This window comes from Arthrobacter sp. Z4-13 (assembly GCF_054792705.1).
In genome coordinates this window covers 1,099,550-1,122,547 of the sequence record NZ_CP096459.1, presented here as the reverse complement: position 1 = coordinate 1,122,547, position 22,998 = coordinate 1,099,550, and the positions used below count along the sequence as shown (strand labels likewise).

General features: G+C 65.8%; 19 protein-coding genes. 7 read left to right on the top strand and 12 right to left on the bottom strand.

The window, feature by feature from the left end; translation table 11 throughout:
- Nucleotides 1-41: 41 nt before the first annotated feature.
- Entirely contained in the window at nt 42-1,541 is a 1,500-nt protein-coding gene (locus M1E07_RS07060) for an NAD-dependent succinate-semialdehyde dehydrogenase (protein WP_461189539.1), read from the bottom strand.
- A gap of 182 nt (nt 1,542-1,723) precedes the next feature.
- The gene (rsmI, locus tag M1E07_RS07055; RefSeq protein ID WP_461190347.1) at nt 1,724-2,569 is read right to left on the bottom strand and encodes a 16S rRNA (cytidine(1402)-2'-O)-methyltransferase; all 846 of its coding nucleotides are present in this window, start codon (nt 2,567-2,569) and stop codon (nt 1,724-1,726) included.
- 142 nt (nt 2,570-2,711) lie between these two features.
- Between rsmI and M1E07_RS07050 the strand changes: the two genes are divergently transcribed.
- Nucleotides 2,712-4,439, top strand: coding sequence for a dolichyl-phosphate-mannose--protein mannosyltransferase (locus M1E07_RS07050; RefSeq protein WP_461189538.1), 1,728 nt, complete (start codon nt 2,712-2,714; stop codon nt 4,437-4,439).
- A gap of 65 nt (nt 4,440-4,504) precedes the next feature.
- Nucleotides 4,505-6,331 carry an AMP-dependent synthetase/ligase gene (locus M1E07_RS07045; RefSeq protein ID WP_461189537.1) on the top strand — a complete coding sequence of 609 codons (1,827 nt, stop codon included), beginning with the start codon at nt 4,505-4,507 and terminating at the stop codon, nt 6,329-6,331.
- On the opposite strand, the gene M1E07_RS07040 is transcribed toward M1E07_RS07045, so the two are convergent.
- Together M1E07_RS07040 and M1E07_RS07035 are read right to left on the bottom strand one after the other, a co-directional pair.
- The gene (locus M1E07_RS07040) at nt 6,322-7,548 is read right to left on the bottom strand and encodes a TIGR01906 family membrane protein (RefSeq protein ID WP_461189536.1); all 1,227 of its coding nucleotides are present in this window, start codon (nt 7,546-7,548) and stop codon (nt 6,322-6,324) included. The genes M1E07_RS07045 and M1E07_RS07040 overlap by 10 nt on opposite strands.
- Nucleotides 7,549-7,686: 138 nt before the next feature.
- Entirely contained in the window at nt 7,687-8,679 is a 993-nt protein-coding gene (locus M1E07_RS07035) for a stage II sporulation protein M (protein WP_461189535.1), read from the bottom strand.
- Between the two features lie 65 nt (nt 8,680-8,744).
- On the opposite strand from M1E07_RS07035, the gene M1E07_RS07030 reads away from it, so the two are divergent.
- Nucleotides 8,745-9,545 (top strand): RDD family protein, encoded by an 801-nt coding sequence (locus M1E07_RS07030; RefSeq protein WP_461189534.1) that lies wholly within the window; start codon nt 8,745-8,747, stop codon nt 9,543-9,545.
- 3 nt (nt 9,546-9,548) lie between these two features.
- On the opposite strand, the gene M1E07_RS07025 is transcribed toward M1E07_RS07030, so the two are convergent.
- From M1E07_RS07025 to M1E07_RS07010, 4 genes are all read right to left on the bottom strand, one after another.
- A complete protein-coding gene (locus M1E07_RS07025; protein ID WP_461189533.1) occupies nt 9,549-10,787 on the bottom strand; it encodes a L,D-transpeptidase in 1,239 nt (412 codons plus the stop codon).
- 63 nt (nt 10,788-10,850) lie between these two features.
- Nucleotides 10,851-12,338, bottom strand: a complete 1,488-nt coding sequence (gene ahcY, locus M1E07_RS07020) for an adenosylhomocysteinase (protein ID WP_461189532.1) — start codon at nt 12,336-12,338, stop codon at nt 10,851-10,853.
- Nucleotides 12,339-12,439: 101 nt separating this feature from the next.
- Nucleotides 12,440-12,691, bottom strand: coding sequence for a Trm112 family protein (locus tag M1E07_RS07015; RefSeq protein ID WP_461189531.1), 252 nt, complete (start codon nt 12,689-12,691; stop codon nt 12,440-12,442).
- A 77-nt stretch (nt 12,692-12,768) separates the two neighbouring features.
- Entirely contained in the window at nt 12,769-13,158 is a 390-nt protein-coding gene (locus M1E07_RS07010) for a DUF3499 domain-containing protein (protein WP_461189530.1), read from the bottom strand.
- Nucleotides 13,159-13,277: 119 nt separating this feature from the next.
- Here M1E07_RS07010 and M1E07_RS07005 point away from each other — a divergent pair, with 119 nt between their 5' ends.
- On the top strand, nt 13,278-13,790 hold the full coding sequence (locus M1E07_RS07005; protein WP_461189529.1) for a metallopeptidase family protein: 513 nt from the start codon (nt 13,278-13,280) through the stop codon (nt 13,788-13,790).
- Nucleotides 13,791-13,834: 44 nt separating this feature from the next.
- On the opposite strand, the gene M1E07_RS07000 is transcribed toward M1E07_RS07005, so the two are convergent.
- The 3 genes from M1E07_RS07000 to M1E07_RS06990 are packed head-to-tail and all read right to left on the bottom strand — an operon-like array spanning nt 13,835 to nt 19,381.
- On the bottom strand, nt 13,835-15,499 hold the full coding sequence (locus M1E07_RS07000) for a DUF5719 family protein (RefSeq protein WP_461189528.1): 1,665 nt from the start codon (nt 15,497-15,499) through the stop codon (nt 13,835-13,837).
- Nucleotides 15,492-18,818, bottom strand: coding sequence for a glycosyltransferase family 2 protein (locus M1E07_RS06995; RefSeq protein WP_461189527.1), 3,327 nt, complete (start codon nt 18,816-18,818; stop codon nt 15,492-15,494). Before M1E07_RS06995 ends, M1E07_RS07000 begins: the two co-directional genes overlap by 8 nt.
- A 29-nt stretch (nt 18,819-18,847) precedes the next feature.
- Entirely contained in the window at nt 18,848-19,381 is a 534-nt protein-coding gene (locus M1E07_RS06990) for a WhiB family transcriptional regulator (RefSeq protein ID WP_461189526.1), read from the bottom strand.
- 368 nt (nt 19,382-19,749) lie between these two features.
- Here M1E07_RS06990 and M1E07_RS06985 point away from each other — a divergent pair, with 368 nt between their 5' ends.
- Nucleotides 19,750-20,448, top strand: a complete 699-nt coding sequence (locus tag M1E07_RS06985) for a TIGR03089 family protein (RefSeq protein ID WP_461189525.1) — start codon at nt 19,750-19,752, stop codon at nt 20,446-20,448.
- A gap of 24 nt (nt 20,449-20,472) precedes the next feature.
- Here M1E07_RS06985 and M1E07_RS06980 read toward each other — a convergent pair whose 3' ends face one another.
- Nucleotides 20,473-21,045, bottom strand: a complete 573-nt coding sequence (locus M1E07_RS06980; RefSeq protein WP_461189524.1) for a GtrA family protein — start codon at nt 21,043-21,045, stop codon at nt 20,473-20,475.
- 174 nt (nt 21,046-21,219) lie between these two features.
- Between M1E07_RS06980 and M1E07_RS06975 the strand changes: the two genes are divergently transcribed.
- Together M1E07_RS06975 and purE are read left to right on the top strand one after the other, a co-directional pair.
- Complete coding sequence (locus M1E07_RS06975) at nt 21,220-22,416, top strand: 5-(carboxyamino)imidazole ribonucleotide synthase (protein WP_461189523.1); 1,197 nt, start codon at nt 21,220-21,222, stop codon at nt 22,414-22,416.
- Nucleotides 22,413-22,997: a 5-(carboxyamino)imidazole ribonucleotide mutase gene (purE, locus tag M1E07_RS06970; RefSeq protein ID WP_461189522.1), complete on the top strand. Its 585-nt coding sequence runs from the start codon at nt 22,413-22,415 to the stop codon at nt 22,995-22,997. The genes M1E07_RS06975 and purE overlap by 4 nt, the downstream gene beginning before the upstream one ends.
- Nucleotide 22,998 lies beyond the last annotated feature (1 nt).

Here is a 22,998-nt window from a genome sequence, read left to right as displayed (position 1 = left end):
CCAGTTGCATGCGGCGGCTTTGCCGCCCCGGAGGGACGGGACTACCCGGCGTAGGGGTCGGCGATGCCGATGTACTGGGTGTAAAGGTATTCCTCGATGCCTTCGAGGCCGCCTTCACGGCCCAGGCCGGACTGCTTGACGCCGCCGAACGGTGCCGCTGCGTTGGAGATGACCCCCGCGTTCAGGCCCAGCATGCCGGTTTCCAGCCGCTCGCCCATCCGGATGCCGCGGTTGAGGTCCTTCGTGAAGACGTAGGCCACGAGCCCGTATTCGGTGTTGTTGGCCAGCCGGACTGCGTCCTCTTCGCTGCTGAAGGTGATGATCGGTGCAACGGGTCCGAAGATTTCCTCGGACAGGATCCGGGTGCCTTCGGTGACGCCGGAGAGGATGGTGGGCTGGTAGAAGTAACCCGGGCCTTCCACCGGTCCGCCGCCGAGGACTGCCTTCGCGCCGGAGGAAACGGCGTCGGACACCAGTTCGTGGACCTTGTCCCGGCTCTTGGCGTCAATCAACGGGCCCACCTTGGATTCCGGCTCGGTGCCGCGGGCCGTGGTCATTTCCTTCATCTTCGCGGCAAACTTCTCCGCGAACTGCCCGGCAACAGACTCGTGCACAATGAAGCGGTTGGCGGCGGTGCAGGCCTCGCCCATGTTCCGCAGCTTCGCCAGCATGGCGCCGGCGACGGCGGCATCAAGGTCCGCGTCCTCGAAGACCACGAAGGGGGCATTGCCTCCGAGCTCCATGGAGGTGCGCAGAACTGTTTCCGAGGCATCGGAAAGCAGGCGGCGCCCAACTTCAGTGGAGCCGGTGAAGGAAAGCTTTCGCAGCCGGGAGTCCTTGATCAACGGGCCGGTGGTGGCACCGGCCGTTGAGGTGGGAATGACGTTCAGGACACCGGCGGGCAGGCCAGCCTCCATCATGACGGCGGCGAACAGCTGGGAGGTCAGCGGGGTCAGGTTCGCGGACTTCAGCACCATGGTGCAGCCGGCCGCCACGGCGGGCGCGATCTTGCGGGTAGCCATGGCCAGCGGGAAGTTCCACGGGGTTATCAGCAGGCAGGGACCCACCGGCTTCTTGGTGACCAACAGCCGGGACTTGCCGTCCGGGGACACGGAATAGCGGCCGAAGGCACGGACGGCTTCCTCCGAGAACCAGCGCAGGAACTCCGCACCGTAGGTGACTTCACCGCGGGCTTCCGCCGACGGCTTGCCCATCTCCATGGTCATCAGCAGGGCGAAGTCCTCAGCCCGTTCAGTCACGAGCTCAAACGCGCGCCGCAGGATTTCGCCGCGCTCACGCGGCGGGACCTTGGCCCAGGACTCCTGGGCGGCCACGGCGGCGTCCAGCGCCGCGGCGCCATCTTCAGCGCCGGCGTCGGCAATGCTCAACAGCACCTTGCCTGTCGCCGGGTCCTCGACGTCGAAGGTCTTGCCCGAAGCGGCGGCACGCCACTCACCGTTGATGAGCAGGCCGGTGGGAACAGAGGCCAAAAGGGCGCTTTCGCGTTCTGCGGAAACGGCCGGCTGTGCAGTGACAGTCACGATGACTCCCTCGTCAGTAGGGTTATTGCAGCCCCGGCGGCGGCCGGAGTAGCCGCCGTCGTCCTGGCTGATTAGTTGCCAGACTACTGCTGCGCCACCAGCGGGTCTACGCCTTCACGCACTGCCGAAACACTGAATGGCTGTGCAGCTGCACAGCCATTCCCGGATCCCTGGCGGCTTGGCTAGCGTGCGGCCAGAACAGCTGAGTACAGTTCCCGTTTGCTCACCCGGACGTCTTCCGCGACGGCGGCCACAGCCTCCTTGAGGCGGATTCCCTGGGCCACCAGTTCGTTGACAGCGGCCACATGGTCCTCGGGTGTTCCGGGCTCCTGTTCAGGTGCGCCGGCCAGGACAATGGCGATCTCACCACGGACTTCGGTGGTTTCCGCCCATTGCAGGAGCTCGCCGAGCGAGCCCCGGATCACTTCTTCGTAGGTCTTGGTCAGTTCCCGGCAGACGGCTACGCGGCGCTCAGGGCCGAAGCGTTCGCGCAGCGCCCGCAGCATCACCTCAAGCCGGTGCGGCGCTTCGAAGAACACCATCGTCCGTCGCTCCCCCGCCAGGTCAGCCAGACGTGACGCACGTTCGCCTGCCTTCCGTGGCAGGAACCCTTCGAAGCAGAAACGGTCCGTGGGCAGGCCAGACAACGCCAGCGCCGTCAGTACAGCTGATGGGCCGGGTACGGCCGTGACCCTGAGCCCGCCTGCCACGGCGCCCTCCACCAGCCGGAACCCTGGATCGGAGACCGAGGGCATCCCCGCGTCGGTGACCATTACCAGGGTCTTGCCCGCCCGGACCTGTTCCAGAAGCTCGGCTGTCTTGGCTGCCTCGTTGTGTTCGTGATAGCTGATCACCCGCCCCGCCACAGTGACGCCCAGGCTCTGCACCAGCCGGTGCAGGCGGCGGGTGTCCTCAGCAGCAACGATGTCCGCTGTCCCCAGCAGTTCCACCAGGCGGGCAGAAGCGTCGCCCGTGTTGCCGATCGGGGTGGCCGCCAGCACGATCCGGCCTCCGGGAGGCGCTGGCACCGCGGCCGCCTCCGTCGCCCCTGACGACTGTCCTCCGGCTTCCGCATCGGGGATGGCAGTGCCGGAATCAGGAAAGGGGCTGAGGTTAGGGTCCACGCCACCAGCCTACTGCTGCCGGGCGCGGCCAGCCGCAAAAGGTAGCATGGGGCTCGTGACGCAGACCTCGACGCGGCCGGCCGGGGCCGAATACGCCACACCCATGGCGTCCAGCACTTCCACTTCCGAAGATGAGGGCCAGCCCGGGCGGCTCCATACCCGGCCGTGGGTCAGCCGCCCGACTGAGGCCTTCACGGCGGAATCCCTGCGTGCGCGGCTGCTTCGGCCCATCCACAGCTGGCGGGACTATCCGCCGTCGCTGCGGCTTTGGATCCTGCTGGTTCCTGTCCTGACTGCGGCAGCCGGCGGAATCCTGCGGTTTGTCCGGCTGGAGACCCCGCACAAACTGGTTTTTGACGAAACGTATTACGTCAAGGATGCCTACTCGTACCTGATCAGCGGTTATGAGCGCAGCTGGCCGGACAAAGCCAATGATTCCTTCAACGCCGGTAACCCGGCCCTGCTCCTGGACTCTCCCGAGTACGTGGTCCACCCCCCGGTGGGAAAGTGGATGATCGCGGCCGGTATGTGGATCTTCGGCGCAGACAATTCCTTCGGGTGGCGTTTCGCGGCAGCCCTGACCGGAACCCTGTCCATCCTGCTCTTGTCACTGATTGCGCTGAAACTCTTCCGTTCACTTCCCCTGGCCGGTGCTGCGGGACTGCTCCTGGCCGTGGACGGCCATCACCTGGTGATGTCCCGGACATCGCTGCTGGATATCTTCCTGATGTTCTGGATCCTGGCAGCATTTGGCGCCTTACTCATGGACCGGGATGACGGCCGACGGCGGTTGGCCGACCGGCTGGCGAAAGTTGCGTCCGCCAACGGGGGACTTCCCACCACCTCCCAACTGCTGTCCGGGCCGTGGCTGGGCGTGCGCTGGTGGCGGCTGGCGGCAGGCGTCTTCCTGGGGCTTGCCGTGGGAACCAAATGGTCAGGCTTATTCTTCCTGGCCGGTTTCGGCATCCTCACCGTCCTGTGGGACCTCAGCGCCCGGCGGGTGGCGGGGATCCGCGGCTGGATCAGCGGCGGCGTGATCAAGGACGGCATCCCCGCGTTCCTCAGCATGGTTCCGGTTGCCGCGCTGGTCTACACCGCCACCTGGACCGGCTGGTTCCGCTCAGACAACGCGTACTTCCGCCGCTGGGCGCAGAGCAATCCGTCCGCTGAGTGGGGCTGGCTGCCGGAATCGGTCCGGTCCCTGGCGCACTACCATCTGGAAGCCTACAACTTCCACCAGGGCCTGGGGTCCGAGCACCCGTATGAGGCAAGCGCCTGGAGCTGGCTGGTGATGGGCAGGCCCACATCCTTCTTTTATGAATCCCCGGAGCAGGGCACTCCGGGCTGCGACATGGACAAGTGCACATCCGCCATCCTGTCCGTCGGAAATCCCATGGTCTGGTGGGCGGCAGTGATATCGCTGGTGGTGCTCCTGTTCTGGTGGGCGGGCCGCCGCGACTGGCGGGCTGGAGCGGTGCTGGCCGGGGTGGCCGCCGGGTACTTGCCGTGGTTCATGTACCCGGAGCGGACTATGTTCTACTTCTATGCGCTGTCCTTCGAACCGTTCCTGGTGCTGGCCCTCGTGTACTGCCTGGGGCTGGTCCTGGGCAGGACGACGGATCCCCCGTGGCGCCGCCGGTCAGGGCTGTACCTGGTGGCCCTGTTCGTGGCCGCCGCAGTGCTGTTGGCAGCCTTCTTCTACCCCGTCTGGGCCGCAGAGGTCATCCCGTACCAGGAGTGGCGGCTCCGGATGTGGATGCCTTCCTGGATCTAGGGCAGGATGGCAGAAGACCCCGACGGAGCCGCTGCCGCGGCATGGCAGCGGAACGGAGACTTGCTGTGAGAGAAGCGAGCACCGAACTGCTGGTTGAGCTTGATGCCGCCAGCAACGTTACGGACCTATTGCTCGAGCAGCATTCCGCCAATCCGGCCCACGCCCTCTACCGGTGCAAGGGGCCCAACGGCTGGGTTGACGTGACGGCGCAGAAATTCCTGCAGGACGTCAAGGCCCTTGCAAAGGGCCTGATCGCCGGCGGCCTCGAACCCGGCGACACCGTGGCGGTAATGTCCGCCACCTCCTACGAATGGACGCTGGTTGATTTCGCCATCTGGTTCGCCGGCGGCGTGACAGTTCCCATCTACGAAACGTCCTCCGCCGGCCAGGTCGAGTGGATCCTCCATGACGCCGGCGTGCGACGGGTCTTCGCCGAGGACCATGCCAAGGTGAAGCTGATGGCCGTTGTCCTGGCCGGTTCGGAACTGCTGCGGGACCGGCTCATCAACGTGGTCCGGATGGGCTTTGAGGGCGAAGCCCCTGACCTTGCCAGCCTGGCCGCCGCCGGGATGGGTGTCACCGACGCAGAACTTGAACGGCACCGGAGCCGGGCAGGACTGGATGACGTCGCCTCCCTGGTGTACACCTCGGGCACCACCGGCAACCCTAAGGGCTGCGAAATCACCCATGGCAATTTCGCCCTGGTGGCCAGGAACATCGTCGCTTTCCTACCGGAACTGCTGCTCCGGGACCAGGCCCGCACGCTGATGTTCCTGCCACTCGCACATGTCCTGGCCCGGGCGGTCCAGGTGGTTTGCCTCACCGCCGGCGCCACGGTCGGGCACACGGGGGCGGCCCAGCTCCTCGAGGACCTGGCATCCTTCCGGCCCACGTTCCTGCTGGTGGTTCCGCGGATTTTCGAGAAGGTCCGGGCAGCCGCAGCGCACAAGGCAGCAGCAGCCGGAAAAGCGCGCCTTTTCAACGCTGCGTCGGCAACTGCGATTGAGTACTCGCAGGCGGAGGACAAGCGCAGCCGGGGTGAGGGCAACGGTCCCGGGCTGCTCTGCCGGATCCGCCACGGGGTCTTCGACCGGCTGCTTTACCCCCGGCTTCGCCAGGCTTTCGGCGGCCACGTGGGGTACACAGTCTCCGGTGCCAGTGCTTTGGCAACAGAGGACGCGCACTCCTTCCGTGGGGCCGGGATTCCTGTGCTGGAAGGGTACGGCCTCACCGAGACCACAGCTCCGTGCACCGTGAACACGCCGTCCCGCACGCGGGTGGGTTCGGTGGGCATCCCCATCCCCGGCACCACCGTCCGGGTAGCGGAAGACGGCGAGATCCTGGTCAAGGGGATTGGCGTCTTTCGGGGTTATCACGCCAACCAGGCCGCAAACGCAGAAGCCTTCGTGGATGGTTTCTTCCGCACGGGCGACCTAGGCGAGCTGGACCGCCAGGGGTTCCTTACCATTACGGGGCGGAAGAAGGACCTGCTGGTCACCGCCGGCGGCAAAAATGTTGCGCCCGGGCCGCTGGAGGAAAGGATCCGTGCTCATCAGCTGGTGGCTTACGCCGTGGTGGTGGGCGACGGAAAGCCCTTTGTCTCTGCTCTCGTGAGCCTCGACCCGGAAGGCCTCGAGAACTGGCGCTCCGAGCAGGGGCTGCCCGCTCTTGCTCTCCGGGATGCCGTTACGGATCCGCAGGTGGCCGCAGCAATACAGGAGGCGGTGGATGGGGCGAACCGGCTGGTGTCCAAGGCGGAGTCCATCCGGAAGTTCACCGTGCTGGCCGCCCAGTTCACTGTGGAGTCAGGACATCTGACGCCTTCCCTCAAAGTGAAGCGCTCCGCCGTCGTGCATGACTACGAAGGCGAAATCGCCAAACTCTACTCCTGACCCGCTGCCTGCTCAGCTGACTGGTCTGCTCCAGCAGGCTGGTCCTTGACGAGACCGCGGCGCCGGCGTGTGGGCCAGGTGAGGATCAGCGTCACGAGCGCGGTCAACAGCACCAGGCCCGCGATCACAATTCCGGCGTCGACCCAGAATTGGCCGGGGAACAGCCGGATCAGGGTGTCATCCAGGCTGAACGTCCAGGAACCGTCGGCGAAGAAGATCCGGTGGAACTCGGTGAAGAACTGCTGCCAGCCCAGCACTGCCAGGGAACCCAGTCCCAGGATCAGGACCAGCGTGATGATGGAACCGGCGAACAGTCCCCTGCGGACTCCCCCGTTGCTTCTCTTGCGCAGGTAGAGGACAGCGATGATGCTGACCAGGACCAGCAGCAGGCCGGCACCGAAGGTGGAGAGGATCACCAGCTTGACGTCAGCCATGTGGCTGACTTCGCCGTCCTTGAACAGTTTGTCGCCGCTGCGGTGCACCAGGTCGCCCAGGTAGCGCGGGCCGGACCAGTTACTGAGGTAGTCGACGGCGTAGGAGCCGTAGGTCATCCTGTCGTCGGTGCTGAAGCCGTAGCCGTCACCGGGAAATCCGGGACGGTTGTACTCCACCCACAGGAACAGCGGGCTGGTCACCGCACGCACCGCAAGGATGAGCAGGATCAGTGGGAAGAAGATGGCAAGCAGGACCTGCATGACCCGCGGGGCCACCGGCTTGGCGTTGGCTGCGCTCTCGCGCTGCGCATTGCGGCGCTCCACCTCCTCCTCGGGCGGACGGACCTGCAGCGCGGAAGTGGGCAGCGGTTCCCTGAAAACGGGCGAGCTGCCGTGCCCGGATGCGGGTTTCACGCCTTCATCGGCGGCCTCTGCGGCTCTCCGGCCGGCCCGGCTTTCCGGCTGGACGGCTTTGCGGGCCTTCGCGGCGGTGGCAGCGGCGCCCACCGGGGCGGAAGAACCGCCGCCTGCTGCGGCCGGCCCGGCGTCCGTTGCGGTGGAGCCAGCACCTGTGGCCGGGGAACCGGCGCGTGCACTCCCTGCTGATTCTCCCGGCGCTTCAGCGGCTGGTTCATCGGAACCGCCCGCTGCAGAACTCCCGGTGTCCGTTGCGGCGGGAGTCATCCAGGCAAATGCCGGCTCGTCAGAGTCCCCTGACGAGTCCAGGACCGGTTCCGGCTGCGGCTCGTCGCGCCTGGCGCGGGCAGGAGTTTCGTCTTTCACAGCAGCGTCACTTCCCTTGGGTTTCCGCGCCAGGTTCTGGGTCCGCCGGCGCGCTTTATCTGTTGACGAGCCTACCGTCCGGGCTTGCGGCTGGGCGAGGAACCACCCCGGAGGGATTACAACGATTCAGGCAAGGATTCACCCGGCGATTTCCACATAGCCGGCGTCTTCGCGGCGCAGGTCGCCGCGCTCCCCCGCCAGGTAGGCAGGCCTTCCACAGGCGAGGACATACAGCCAGTAGCCGGCCAGCACGGCGGCCCCAATTCCGATCTTTGCCCAGGCCGGCAGCGCACTGGGCGTGACGAATCCTTCCACCAGCCCGGAAACGAACAGCACCAGGACCAGGCCCAAGGCTACGGTGATGAGGGACCTGCCCTCCTCGGCCACTGCCCGGGCCCGGGTGCGGGGCCCGGGCGACACCATCGCCCAGAAAATCCGAAGACCGGCGGCGCAGGCGATGAACACCGCCGTGAGTTCCATCAGGCCGTGCGGAAGGATGTAGCTGTAGAAAACCTCTGACTTCCCGGCGGCCGCGAAGATGCCGGCGGCAATACCTACCCCCTGCGCGTTGCTGAACAGGATCATCGGCACCCACACTCCGGTGATGCCGAGGGCAACAGCCTGTGCGCTGATCCAGGCGTTGTTGGTCCAGACGGCGCCGGCAAAGGACGCAGCGGGGTTCTCCGAGTAATAAGTGATGAAGTCTTCCTCGACATACTGCCTGGCCGCTGCCTCGGACGCCACTGCCCGCAACGCCTCCGGGGATGTGCCGATCCAAAGGGCGTAGGCCGCACCGACGAGGACAAAGGCCGCCCCGCAGGCCAGGGTGAGCCAGGTGAGCCGGTAAAAGGCGGCCGGAAGTGCCACCACAAAAAACCGCGCCAGATCTTCCATCGGGTTGGAGCGCGCGCCGGTGAAACGCGTCCGCGCCTGGGCAAGCGTCGCGGACAGGGAGGCGGACAGGCCGCTCTCCGGGGCCAGTGAACGGATGAGCGAAAGGTGGGCGGACGTGGACTGGTACAGCGTCAGCAGTTCATCTGCTTCCGGCCCGCTCAGCCTGCCTTTGTAGGCAAGCTCGTGCAGCCGGGACCACTTGTCCGCGTTGACGGCGGAGAACGCGTCCATATCCACGGCACCAGCCTAGCGGCCCGCCATAGACTAGGAGCACCTCGTCAGCCGCAACGAACAGGAACAGCGTGAGTTCGATAATCACTGGTGAGGCCGTTGTCCTGGAGTTGCGTCCTGCATCCTTTGCGGCCCGCGCGCTGGGCTTGCTCCTGGACATGGCTTTGAGCATCATTCTGCTGGTGGCAATCCTGGTGGGAGTTGCGGCCGCAGGCGAAGACCTCGACGACGCGGCGATGCGGGCCCTGGTGGTGGCCAGTGTGGTCTTCTGCCTGGTGATTGTCCCGGTGGCGGTGGAGACCCTCAGCCGCGGGCTCTCGCTGGGCAAGCTCGCAGCGGGCCTGCGGGTGGTACGGGAGGACGGCGGCGCCATCCGGTTCCGCCACGCCCTGATCCGTGGGCTGACCGGTTTCCTCGAGATCTACCTGACCTTTGGCGGGCTGGCCATTGCCGTGGCCCTGTTCAATGACAGGTCCCGCCGGCTGGGCGACCTGATGGCCGGCACCTACGCCATCCGCAGCCGTGTCCCGGTAGAAGCATCTTCGCCGGTGCTCGTTCCGCCCCGGCTGCGGTCCTGGGCCACGGCGGCGGATATCGGAAGAATCCCTGATGCTACGGCGCGCCGGGCATCCCAGTTCATCCGCCAGGCCGGCAGGATGGCGCCACTTTCCAGGGCCAGCATGGCCGAGTCGATCGCAACTGAGCTCGCCAGCCACGTGGCTCCGCCGCCGCCTGCCGGGACCAGCCCGGATGACTATCTCGCGGCCGTCGTGGCTGAGCGGCGGAGCAGGGAACTCGCCAAATTGTCCCAGGCACGACGGCGGAGCGCTGAGACGGGTGAGCGGCTGCACCGGCTGCCTTTCAGCAGCTGAGCGCTAGTTGGCGTATTCGCTCCAAGGGATGTTCCAGTCGCCGAACCCATCGTCGTGGGCTGCGTAGTCGCCCTCAGTATTGACGATCTGGACAACGTCTCCGGTGCCCATATTGTCGAAGACCCAGGCGGCGCCGTCAGGGGCAAATCCGATGCAGCCGTGGGAGACGTTGGTGTTGCCGATGAAGGGATACGCGGATTCCAGGGCCTGGTGCATGTAGGCACCGCTGAGGGTGAGCCGGATGGTGTATTCCACGTCCTTGTCACCGTAGTAGGCCGGGTCACCGGGCTTCAGCCCGATGCTTGAGGCCCGGAAGTGGTCGTAGCGTTTCTTCTCCATCAGCACGCCGTAGCCGCGGGCGGACGGGAACCGCTTGTCCCCCATGCTCACCGGCAGCGTCTTGACCACCTGGTCGTTGACGCTAAGGGTGAAGGTGTGGGCCGCCGAGTCCGCCACCGCCACCTTCTTGTCGCCGATGGAGACGTTCACCTTCTTGTTGAAGTTGGCAATCTGCCCGTTGCCGAGATCCACGCCGAACAGTTGCATGTCCATCGTGATGGTGGAGTTTGCCGCCCAAAAGTTTTCCGCCCGGTACCGGACCATGGTGTTGCTGTGCCAATGGAAGGCGCCCACCTGGCCGGCGCTGCTGGTGATCTTGATGGCCTTTTCCACGGCCTCACGGTTGACCACCGGTTCGCTGAAGATGACCTGCAGCGGCTGCCCGACGCCCACCTTCATGCCGTCCAGCGGGTAGATGGCTGCATCCGCCTCGTGCGAACTGGAAACCGTACTGAAGGACTGCGTGGTGCTGGTCTCGCGCCCAGCCCCATCCTTCACCACGTAGGTGTAGCTGTAGTCCGTGTTGAACGCCAGGGGCCCGGATGCCGTCCAGCCTGTCCCCGCGGCGTCGATGCTGCCTTCCACCGTCTTGCCGGACGTGCTGGTCAGGGTGACGCGTTCGATCGAGCCGTTGGCCACCTTCAGCGACACTGGGGCGGCCGGGTTCACCTGCTTGGCACCGTTGGCCGGTGCGGCGTCGAGCTTGACCGGCGCAATGACGGGCGCGGCGATACCGGGCGAGGTCCTGACGGCGGACCCCGCCTCGGATTCGATGGCGCCCCGGGCAATGCCCGGGGCCACTGCAGCGAACACGCCACCCACAGCGGCGAGGAGGCACACAACTGCCACCACAAGTATTTTCTTCACACGACCCGGCCGGCGGGACTGGACTTCGGGCTCCATATTTTGATCCTAGGCGCAGAAAGTAACGGCCCGGGTGCTCTCGGCATTCGGGCACTTCACTTCTTAGTAACGATAGTGCTCGGGCTTGTACGGGCCTGCGACGTCCAGGTCCAGGTACTCAGCCTGGTCCTTGGACAGTTCGGTCAGCTCCACGCCGAGGGCGTCCAGGTGCAGGCGGGCCACCTTTTCGTCCAGGACCTTGGGCAGAACGTAGACCTGGTTCTCGTACTCGCGCTCCCCTTCGCGCTGGTCCTTCTTGGTCCACAGCTCGATCTGGGCGATGGTCTGGTTGGCGAACGAGTTGCTCATTACGAAGGACGGGTGCCCCGTGGCGTTGCCCAGGTTCAGCAGGCGGCCTTCGGAAAGGACGATGATGGAACGGCTGCCCTCTTCCGTGGCCGGGTTCGCCTCGAAAACCCATTCGTGGACCTGCGGCTTGATTTCCACCTTCTTGATGCCAGGGATCCTGGCGAGGCCGGCAATGTCGATCTCGTTGTCGAAGTGGCCAATGTTGCCCACAATCGCCTTGTTCTTCATACCCGCCATGTGCTCGGCCATGATGACGTCCTTGTTGCCTGTGGTGGTGATGAAGATATCCCCCTGGGCCAGGACGGACTCCAGCTTGGCCACCTGGTAACCGTCCATGGCCGCCTGCAGGGCGCAGATGGGGTCGATTTCGGTGACGATCACACGTGACCCCTGGCCACGCAGTGCCTCCGCGGCCCCTTTGCCGACGTCACCATAGCCGCAGACGACGGCGACCTTGCCGCCCATGAGCACGTCCGTGGCACGGTTAATCCCATCCGGCAGCGAGTGCCGGATCCCGTACTTGTTGTCGAATTTGCTCTTGGTCACTGAGTCGTTGACATTGATCGCGGGGAAGAGCAGCTTGCCCTGTTCAGCCAGCTGGTACAGGCGATGGACGCCGGTAGTGGTTTCTTCGCTGACACCCTTGATCGTGGCGGCCGTGCGGGTCCACTTGTGCGGGTCTGCTGCGAGGGAGCGGCGGAGGACGTCAAGGAAGATGCCGTACTCTTCGGAATCGGTCGGGTCGGCGGACGGGACGTTGCCCACGGCCTCGAACTCAACGCCCTTGTGCACCAGCATGGTGGCGTCTCCGCCGTCGTCAAGGATCATGTTGGGCCCGAGCTCCGGGTTGGTCTCCGCGCCGGGCCAAGTGAGGATCTGCTCGGCGGTCCACCAGTATTCCTCTAGTGTTTCGCCCTTCCACGCGAACACCGGAACACCTTGCGGGTCCTCCACGGTGCCCTTCCCCACCACTACGGCGGCGGCGGCTTCATCCTGGGTGGAGAAGATATTGCAGGAAGCCCAGCGGACCTCGGCGCCCAGGGCAGTGAGGGTTTCGATCAGCACGGCGGTCTGCACCGTCATGTGCAGTGACCCCGCGATCCGTGCACCCTTAAGCGGTTGGGTGGGTCCGAATTCCTCGCGAAGGGACATCAGGCCGGGCATTTCGTGCTCAGCAAGGCGGATCTGGTGCCGGCCGGCCTCGGCCAGCGAGATGTCGGCAACCTTGTAATCAAAAGCCATGGGTGAATCCTTTACTCTGTCCGGCGGTGGGCCGGGTGCTGCTTGCGGAGCCCGGTCCGGGTCCGCGGCGCGGGCGCCTGTGGTCTGTGCTGTCGCGGGGGCTAAACGGCCTGGGGCGTGCCGGCGCCTGCATCGTGCTGGTCCGAATCGTGCTGGTCTGCACCAGCCGCGGCCGCCGCTGTCAGCAGTTCGGGCGGCAGGAGGAGGGGAATTCCGTCCTCGATGGCATAGCGCGGCTTCATTCCGGATTCGCCCGCGACGGCCGCAACAAGCTCATCGCCTTCCTGCACCAGGGACGCCCCTGTCACGGGGCAACGCAGGACGGACAGGAGTTCAGGACTGATCTTTGGCATTATTCATGCTCCCTGACGGGCGCGCTGGCGCCGGTAGCGGACGGAATTGCAGCTTCCAGCCTACCGCCAGATGCGCGTCAGGACGGTTCCCGCAGGACGCGGAGGTGGCCCCTTCGGGTGCCTTCGGCTCCAGCCGGTGCTTCCAGCACCGAATGGGGGCCGCGCTTTCCGGAAGGCGGCGGCGCCTGCGCGGGCAAGGCAGCGGCATCGCGGACTGCATTGGCCAGCGCCAGGAGGTCGTCCGGGCCCGGCTGCTGCGGGGTGGAGGGCATGGCCAGGCGCAGAACTTCCCAGCCCCGCGGGACAGTGAGGGAATCAGCGTGCTGCCCACACAAATCGTAACAATGGGGCTCCGCGTAGGTGGCCAGCGGACCAAGGACCGCCGTGGAGTCCGCGTAGACATACGTCAGAGTAGCTACCGCTGACTGGCGGCACGCAGATCTTGAACACTGACGGATAGCTCCCACGACATCACAGACTACTCCGTGCAGGCGGCAAAACCCGGCATTTCCGCCCCGGGTCGACGCGCGTTGGCGGGGGCGGCCCATGTGTCGCGTAAATCCTTCCCCGGGTTTACAGTCGATGTATGCAGTCATCGAACCATGAATCAGGCTTTTCGGTCCGGTTGGCTGACCCGGATGCCAGCAGGGATCCGGGCACCGCATCGCCGGGCAAAAGCTTTATGATGCGCCGCCGTAACCGCCACGGACGGGGCCTTCGCGGCGAGGTGATGCTCCCCACCCATCCCGGCTACCGCACGCGTTCTGACCGCTTTGATGACATGGTGCTGGACTCCGCGCAAAGGCTGCACGACATCTGGGGCAAGACCCTCGACGGAGTCCGTTTTGGCGTCGATGAAATCCCGCCGGACCTGGAGCAGTTGGCGGCCAATGCCACCACGCCACCCATGGGTTCCTACACCCCTGCGACGGGGGAAGACGGGCCGATGATTACCGTGTACCGGCGCGTGGTTGAGCAGGCGTGCGGAGGTGTCGACGAACTCCCTGACCTGGTCCATGACGTGGTGGTGGAGCACACGGCTGAAATGCTGGGTGTTGCCCCGGAGACCCTGGATCCCGTGTACCGCCGGCGGTACTGATCCCGCTTCGTCAGCTGCTGCTGACCGCCGGTACCCCGGTTGAGTCAGTAGCCCAGGGTGACGGGCACTGTCTCCTGTCCCGCCGCTGCGGGCAGGAAGGCGAGTGACGAGACATCGTCACTGCCGTCCTGCTGCAGCAGCAGGGCTCCGTAAGCGGCGTCGCCTGAAGCCGACACCACATACCCTACGACGGCGGAACCCTCTGCCCTTTCAGGAATGGCGATGGACGCCGTGGTTCCGCCGGCGATGTCGGCGGTGGATGCCGCCCGGACTTTTCCGTCCGCAGTGATGGCCGAATAGGTGATGGTGGCCCGGTTGTCGAGGGCACCGAAAACGAGGTGCCGCTGGCCACCTTGTGGAACGGGGACCACGTGCTGGCTGCCGAGCCTGACTCCCGATGCTGCCCACGCGACGTCGGCCGCCCTGGTGTCCTGGAGTCCCCGGGTAACCCGTGCGGCGGCGACAAAGGTGACATCCGATGATGCAACCACCGTGTAATGGCCGGCGGGGACGCCAGCCAGCGGGATTTCCGTGGCGGTGCCCGCTTTGGCAGTGATAACTCCCCCGTTGGGCAGCGCCTTCTGGCCGTCGCGTCCGTAGAGCTTAACCTCAATCACGGCGTCTGAAGGGCCGGGAACGGTGAGCTGCAGGGCCGGGCCGGCGTCCTCGTACCCGGACCTTCCGGTGAGCGCAGCAACCTGGCCCGGGTCCTGGATATCAACGCCGGTCATCACCTGCCGGACTGCCGGTGCGGCTCCGGGCGCAATGAAGTCCACGCCGCCAGGGGTCAGCCCCCGCAGCACACTCTGCTGGATGACGGCTGCGACAGGCCCTCCGGCGCTGCGCACATGCACGCTTAGCTGGGCCTCCCCCGGTGCCAGCCCGGCGAGGACTACCGGCCGCGATGTACCGGGCGCCACCAGCAGACCCCGGCTGCCGGGTGCCTGGATCTGCCCCGAGGACCCGAAAAGCTCCAGGCTGACGGTGGCCGGTGTGGTGGATGCGTTGGTCAGAACCAGCACCGACGTGCGGCCCACAACGGTGGTGGCGCCCGCCAGCCATTGATCGTTGGACGGCTGCAGGCAGTTGGCTGCCGCAATTCCCCTCAGGTCGCCGTCCGCTGCCGTGAACTTCATGGCTGCTGCTGCCGAGGCCTTCTGGTTTGCCAGGGCATCGGCGCTGAGGACGCTCACCTGGTCCACGGAACGGCCCGCTACCACTCCCGCGAGAAGCTCCTGGGAACCTCCGGCGGCACCGGGCTGGGCTTGCTCTTTTGCAATCTCGACGGCGGTTGTTCCGCTGAGTTTCGACAGGCGGCTTGCCGGCAGCACCCCTCCTGCGCTGAGGACTGCCCCCGTGACCGAGCTTGCGGCAGTTTCCGACTCCGGGCTGAATTGTGGATCAGTGCCCGCTTCAGTGCCTTCCAGCAGCCGGGCGGGGCCAGGACAGACTCCAACGCTGCTTCCGGCAGGAACTGCCGACTCCCCCGCGGGTACGGCACGGCTGGAAACTGGCTGCGGCAGGACCGACCCGGCTGCCACCACGGCGCCGGCACCGGTGATGACGATGGCGGCGGACACCAGGCTGGGGAGCAGTGCCTTCCGCCCCTTTGCCCCTGGACGCTTGCCGCGCTCGGGGCTTTCCGGGCGTTCCACAACTGTGGCACCGCTTGCCTCTGATGCTTCCGCAGAGGTGGAAGTGTTATGCATTCTGGTGTTCCTTACGCAGCGAGCCTTCGTCCCGTGAAATACCAGTCCTCTGGCGCCGGGCAGGCATCGGAATGGCGAGCATTACCGTCAGTCCAAAGACGGTGTACTGGGCAATCCCGGACCACACGGCCCATGGGTTCTCGTACCGCACCGTCAGGTGGCCCGACGAGGCTGGAAGGGTGAAGGCCTGGGACCATCCGGAAGTAGTGGACGTCAGCCTGCGGCCGTCCAGCCACGCAGTCCAGCCGGGATCTGCCCGTTCGGCCAGCACCACCAGGCGGCCCTCCGGCCCCTCGGGAACAGCAGCGTCGACGTCGTCAAACCCTGACGGTACCAGCGCAATTGCGGCACCGTCCGGGTTAACGACCCGCACCCGGGGGGCAACGTCACCCGCTTGCAGGGCAGGCTCGTTCAGTGGGGTGATCCGCCACAGCCATCCGACGTCGGTCTGCCCCACGGCAATGAGCCCGGGTACCGCGTCCATCCTGCTGGCGGTGAGCTGGGCTGCGGTGTCTGCTGCCCGAAGAACCACAAAGCCGACCCCGAGCTGTTCCAGGTCGGTCCGGGGGTCCACACTCTGGCCGGCCACAAGCGTTGCCACCACGCGGCGGACCGCGGCAGTAACGTCGTCGTCGTCGCGCACCGTTTCTGATCCCGGCGCACCCAGGATATTCCGCACCGAGGCAATGGCCGAAAGGCTGTCCAGCGTTGTGCCCGCCCCCCTCATCAGGGAAGCGTGATACGTGCCGTTCTCACCGGTTCTGATCAAGAGGGTGCGCGTCTGTTCAGGGCCCGTCCCGCGGTCGATGGCCGTGGCTGGAAGGGTGCGCGCACCGGCTGCCTCGACCAGCCGGCGCGTGCCCAGAGCATTGGACTCCGTGGACATTTGGGCCGTGGCAACAGATGGACGGACGACGTTCTGTGCCGACCATGCAGCCATTCCTGCCAGGGGTCCCACCAGTAGGAGCACCATCCCGCACGCGGCCGCTGACCGCAACGCCTTCTTATGCTTCGCAGTGCCCGCCACTGCCCGCTCTGCCATGTCCAGCAGCCGTTCTGCCCCCAGGACGCCGGCGCCCAGCAGGGCGAAGGCTGCTGCGGAAACCGCCGGACCAGGGAAAGGCGTGACCATCGTGTCGGCATTCGTGCCGGTAGCCACGTGCCCGGCAAACCAGCCTCCGGCCAGCGCAATGGTGCCGACAACCCACAGGGACCGGGCCATCCCCGCCCGGTTACCGGGCAACCCGATACCCGCCACGGCCAGGAGCACAACGGGGACGGCAACGAGGAGGGCCAGCAACAGGGCCCACGGCACGGTGCTGTCCGCGAAGTACGGTAGTCCCGCCAGCCCGCTGTTGGGACCAAATTGAAGCGGCTGGCCGAGCAGTTGCTGCCATAGCGGAGCGGCGTCAAAGCCCAGCGGCACGCCGGGATCAGCCAGCAGGGCCCGCGGCCTGTCCAGGGCTGAAAGGCCGAACGGGATGAACAGGGCAGCGGTGGGCAGCAATGCCCACCACACTGTCCGGCCGCGGCGCGCGGGCATGAGCCCGCAGAGAATTATCACGACTGTGGCAGGGATAAGCAGGGACGGCGCCGACGCTGTCACCACAGCCAGGGCAAGGCCCGCCGCCGCTGCAGCCGTCCAGGACGGCATTCCGTTGACCCCGGGTCTGGCCGGTGGCTGGTCCGTAAAGCGCAGGTCACCGGGAGCCGGCTGCTGGAATCGTCCCTGTCCCACAGCGGAGCCGGTTGCCCGCAGCAGGGCCAGGGCCAGCAGCGGAATCATGAGGTGCGCGATAAGAGCCCCGGCCCGGCCTTGGTTGAGGGCCACCTGCAGGGCCGGGGCAGCGGCCCAGAAAAGTGCTGCTGCCAGGCGCAGGCGGCGGCGCACTGTCAGGCCGCCCGCCGCAAACCAGGCTGTGAGGCCGGACAACGGCGTGCCGAGCAGCAGCAGCCAGGCCATGGCGGCGTTGGCGTCCCCGCCACCCAGTACACCCAGGATCCAGAGGACATATCCGAAGGGATCCCCGCGGCCCGGAAGCCCGGCACCCAGCGAGATCCACCAGCTTGACGCATGGTGCCAGATATCGCCCAGATCGCCTGCGACCGGGATGAGCGCCCCGCCGGACACTGCGGGGGCACCGAAGAGTCCGGTCAAGCCCAGCAGGGAGGTAACAGAGGCAATAATGACAGTGGCCAGGGCACCGTTCCCCACCCAGCCGCGCCTGCTGGTGGCAAGAGCCGCGAAGTCATCCGTTGCGTCGCCGGTAGGCTGGTTCGCCAACGGGTCCTGTTCGAGGTGGTCCGCGGGGCTGCCGTCTGAACCCAGAGCCTCCATAAGGGAGCGCCGGTGGCTCCAGACCTCACGGCGGGGCGTCTGGAGTTTCCGGATCACGGACCGGCGGATCCGGCGTGTCTTCGTGGCATTCGCTCTTGCCCGCATAACGGCCCGGGGACGGCCCAGGGCTGCAAACGTTGCCACCAGCTGCATGAGGCCGTGCCCGGGATCCTTCACGGCGATACTCAACACCAGTTTGAACATGCTGCCGAGAAGGGCGGCCGCACCGTGGACGGGGACCATCCACAGGGGTGCGTGCTTCAGCCGCAGGTGGACTTGGGCCTTACGGGCCGCAGCGGCGTTCCCCAATGCATGGGGACGGTGCGCTACGTGAAACATCCTGGCGGTGGGGACAACCACAACACGGTGTCCTGCCAGGCGGTTGCGCCAGCAGAAGTCGACGTCGTCGCCGCTGCCAGGGAGGGCGGGATCGAAGCCGCCAAGCTGTTCCCAGACGTCGCGGCGGACCAGCATGCCGGCGGAGTTCACGGCAAAGGTATCGCTGCGGCCGTCGTATTGCCCCTGGTCGAGTTCGTCAGCGTCGATAAGGGTCAACCGCTCCGCCCAGCGGCTGGTCGAAAGGCCAACGTCCACCAGCCTGCGTTCGGCGTGCCAGTCCAGCTGCTTGCAGCCGGCAACTGTTACGGAGGGTGCGCGTTCGACAGCAAGGAGGAGTTCCGCCAGGGCTTCCGGTGCCGGCGCGGCGTCATCGTGAAGCAGCCAGATCCACTCTGAACTGCCGTTGCCGTGGTCTCCCCGCCAAGGGGCGAGTTCGGCAAGAGCGGCGGATACAGCAGCGCCCATGCCGCTCTTTCCGCGGTGGCTTACTACGTGCGCCGGGCCCAGGGCCTGCTCAAGGAGGACCTGGGAATTATCGCGGGACCCGGTGTCGACGCCGATGACGTGGTCCGCCGGCCGGGTCTGGCCTTCCAGTGCTGCCAGGTTTTTGGGGAGATAGGCACTGCCGTTGTGGGCAACCACAACGGCAGTGACGTGGACATCCTGATGAATTAGATTGCTCGCTTCCTAAGCCGCCGGCGCTCACGCTCGGAAAGGCCTCCCCAGATGCCAAACCGTTCGTCATTGGCCAACGCGTATTCAAGGCATTGGGACCGCACGTTGCAGGCACCGCAGACCTTTTTGGCGTCGCGGGTGGAGCCGCCCTTTTCGGGAAAGAACGCCTCGGGGTCGGTCTGCGCGCACAACGCATCCGTCTGCCAGCCGAGCTCGCCTTCGTCGCCAAAGTCCTGCTGGAAAGGCAACCCAATCCACACAGACTGTGCTGTTCCGGCCGCCGCGAGCTCCATGGGCGGGTCGAGGTCGTCCTCGGGGTCCTGCGCGCCATCCAGAAGTGCTTCGTGCGCGGCCAGGAAAGCTGTGGCCTGGTCCTGCTGGAAGTCCTTGTTATCCGTGTTGTACCGCTCCGCAGCGTCAGGATCGGCAGGATCCACGTACCAATCGCTGGGTACCCCCCGCGCACGGTATCTTGCCGTCGCCTGACCGGCCACGACGGCATCTTCCTGGATACGCTCTGCTTGCCCCACGGCGACCCTCCTGATGTTGCAGCCCCTGCCTGGATACGTGGACACTCGGTTGTGTGCCGGTATTTACGCAGGTGCCTTTAGTTATCTAATTACACGCGTGTAACTAGGGTGAGTCAAGCCGCTGCCCGGATAATAATCACCAACGCCCCCCAACATGGTGTTCGCCACGCCCGGAGTTTTGCCGGCTTACCCATTGCTGAATGGTTTATGCAGCGTGCAGGCTTCAAAAGTGCAGTAATCAGCGGGTCCAAAGCCCCGGAACGGGAAATGGCCTCCTTTTTGTGAGACGAATGTCACAGCCATGGCATACCTGCCGAATGACGGCCCATTCCAGTGACCGCGCCCGTCCGAAATGGCAGGATTGAGCCATGACTACCCCGGCAATAGATCTGATGACCAGCCTTCGTTCAGGCAACTCCACTGCCCCGCGCCTCACCTGGTACGGCCCGGACTCGGAGCGCGTGGAGCTGTCCGGAAAGGTGCTGGACAACTGGGTGGCCAAAACCAGCAACCTCCTCCAGGACGAACTGGACGCCGAGCCCGGCATGCGGCTGGCCCTGGATCTGCCCGCGCACTGGAAAGGAATGGTCTGGGCCCTGGCCGCTTGGCAGCTAGGCCTGGAAACAGTCCTCGACGGCGGTGAGGCGGACCTCCTGGCCACCGCCCGGCCGGAGTCGGCAGCAGGAAAGTACGACGCCGTCGTGGCGGTCGCACTGCCGGCCCTGGCCATGCGCTGGGCCGGCGAACTGCCGGCCGGCTACCTTGATTACGCGGCGGAAGTGCGCTCCCACGGCGACGTTTTTATGCAGCACACCGAGGCCAATCCCACGGCCTGTGCAATTGTTGGGCAAGACGGCCGCCGGCACGCCCACCAGGACCTGCTTGACGGGTTCGCAGTGCCCCACGAAGTTTCCGTCCGACTGCACATACCGGGCCGGGACGGACTTGAGGCGGCACTGGCCAATGCACTGGGCGCGTGGCGGGGCGGGGGTTCAGTAGTGATGACGCACCCCGACGTGGAGCCCACTGGGAAGCTGCTCGCCGCGGAACGCATCCACGGCAGCTGAGCTGGTGCTTCTGCGGCCTGGCCCTTATTTTGTAGGCTGGGCGGGGTCTTCCGTGAAGGGCTCGCGCTCCGGCACGCCGGCTCCGACGCCGGCGTCATTGGCATGGTGGTGGACTTCGATGAGCTCGTGGTCGTGTGAGAACTCGGGCTCCTGGTCCAGTTCCTTGTTGAACACCAGGAACCGGTAGGCGAAGAACCGGACCACCGTGGCCACCAGGATACCTGCCACTCCCGCGAAAAAGAGCATGTTCTTGTCGGTGACGCCAAGCCCGTACTTCGCGAGGGCAGTGAAGCCTGTCGAGATGCCGATGCCGATGCCGTTGATAAGGATGAACATCAGGAATTCGCGGAGTACGTTGTCCTGCCGCCGGTGCCGGAAGGTCCACAAGCGGTTTGCGATCCAGGAAAAAATGGTGGCTACCGAAGCGCCAACAAAGCGGGCCTTGGCCTCGCTGTCCGTCATAGGACCATGCATGAGGTAATACGTGAGGCCGTTGTCTATGACGAATGCCACACCGCCTACGGCTCCAAACTTGGCCACCTCACGCCAAAAAAGTGAGGCGAGCCCCCGGACGCGATCTGCAAGTGTGTTAAACATGACCCTCCATGGCCGTTGGAACTATGGGCCACTCGGCCAGAGGCCTATTTTAGCCCCCGAAGCTGAGGGGCAGCCCCCTAATATGCGGCAGGGGGAGGGCCGGCAGCGCGGAAACTGCTACCCCGCCTCGCCCCAAAAGCGGGATACCGGGCGGTCTTCGGTAGGCTGGCATATGTGACTTTTCCAGTAATAGGTGTGGTTGGCGGCGGCCAGCTCGCGCGAATGATGGCCCCAGCCGCGACTGCACTCGGCTTTGAACTCCGTGTCCTCGCCGAAGGCGATGACGTTTCCGCCGTCCAGGCTGTGTCCTCATCACCGGTGGGCGACTACAAAGACCTGCAGACCCTTCTAAAGTTCTCCCAGGGCCTGGACGTCATGACCTTTGACCACGAGCACGTCCCCACGGCCCATCTCCGGGCCTTGCAGGAAGCCGGCGTCAATGTCCAGCCCGGCCCCGACGCCCTCGTCCATGCCCAGGACAAGCTGGTAATGCGTGCCGCCATCGACCGGCTGGAGCTTCCCAACCCCGTGTGGGCTTCCGTGGCAGATGTTGCCGCGCTCGTCAGCTTCGGCGAGGACACCGGATGGCCGGTGGTCCTGAAGACGCCCCGCGGCGGCTACGACGGCAAGGGTGTAAAAATCATTTCCTCTGCTGAGGAGGCTGCCGAAACCACAGAATGGTTTGAGGCCATGAGTCCCCTCCTGGCGGAGGCAAAAGTCGAATTTACCCGCGAACTTTCCGCCTTGGTCGCCAGGACGCCCGACGGCGAAGCCCGGGCCTGGCCCGTGGTGCACACCATCCAGGTTGACGGGGTGTGTGACGAAGTCATCGCCCCCGCCCTGGACATCCCGGTGGAGGTTGCAGCCGCCGCCGAGGACGCAGCTTTGCGCATTGCCCACGAGCTGGGAGTGACAGGGGTCCTTGCCGTGGAGCTCTTCGAAACCCCGGGTACCGGCGCAGGGTTCCTCATCAATGAACTGGCCATGCGGCCCCACAACACCGGGCACTGGACGCAGGACGGGTCGGTCACCAGCCAGTTTGAACAGCACCTTCGGGCCGTCCTGAACCTTCCGCTGGGGGCTACCGATGTACTGGCTCCGGTAGTGGTCATGAAGAACTTCTTGGGCGGCGACAACCAGGACCTGTTTTCCGCTTTCCCGCTGGCCCTTGCCAGCGAGCCGGCGGCCAAGGTGCACTGCTACGGCAAGTCGGTACGCCCGGGGCGGAAGATTGGCCATGTGAACCTGGTGGGATCATCCACGGAGGAAGTTGAGTCCGTCCGGCGCCGTGCAGGAACCGTGGCAGGCATCATCCGGGATGGGCGGGTACCCGCCGAAGAACCGCCAGTAAATTTTGAGGAGAAGGCATGAGCGCCCCAGCCACCCCCGCCCCCGGTTCCGCCGGCAGCCCGCTGGTAGGCCTGGTGATGGGCTCGGATTCTGATTGGCCGGTGATGGAGGCTGCGGCCGATGCCCTGGCGGAGTTCGGAATCCCCTTTGAAGCCGACGTTGTATCCGCCCACCGGATGCCCACCGAAATGATCCGCTATGGCCAGACAGCGCACGAGCGCGGGCTGAGGGTCATCATCGCCGGCGCCGGCGGTGCTGCCCATCTGCCGGGAATGCTGGCCAGCGTCACTCCGCTCCCCGTGATCGGAGTGCCGGTCCCGCTGAAGACCCTGGACGGCATGGACTCCCTGCTCTCCATCGTGCAGATGCCTGCCGGTGTTCCCGTGGCCACCGTGTCCATCGCGGGGGCGCGCAATGCCGGACTCCTGGCGGTCCGGATGCTTGCAGCAGGCACGGATGAGCTTGCAGCATCACTGCGCGCCGACCTTCTTGAGTTCGCCGCTGACCTGAATGCCGTAGCGTCCCGCAAGGGGGCAAACCTGCGGCAGAAGGTCAGCGAGGTCTTCGCTGAAGGCAATGGCCCGCTCCGGGGCAGCCGTTAGG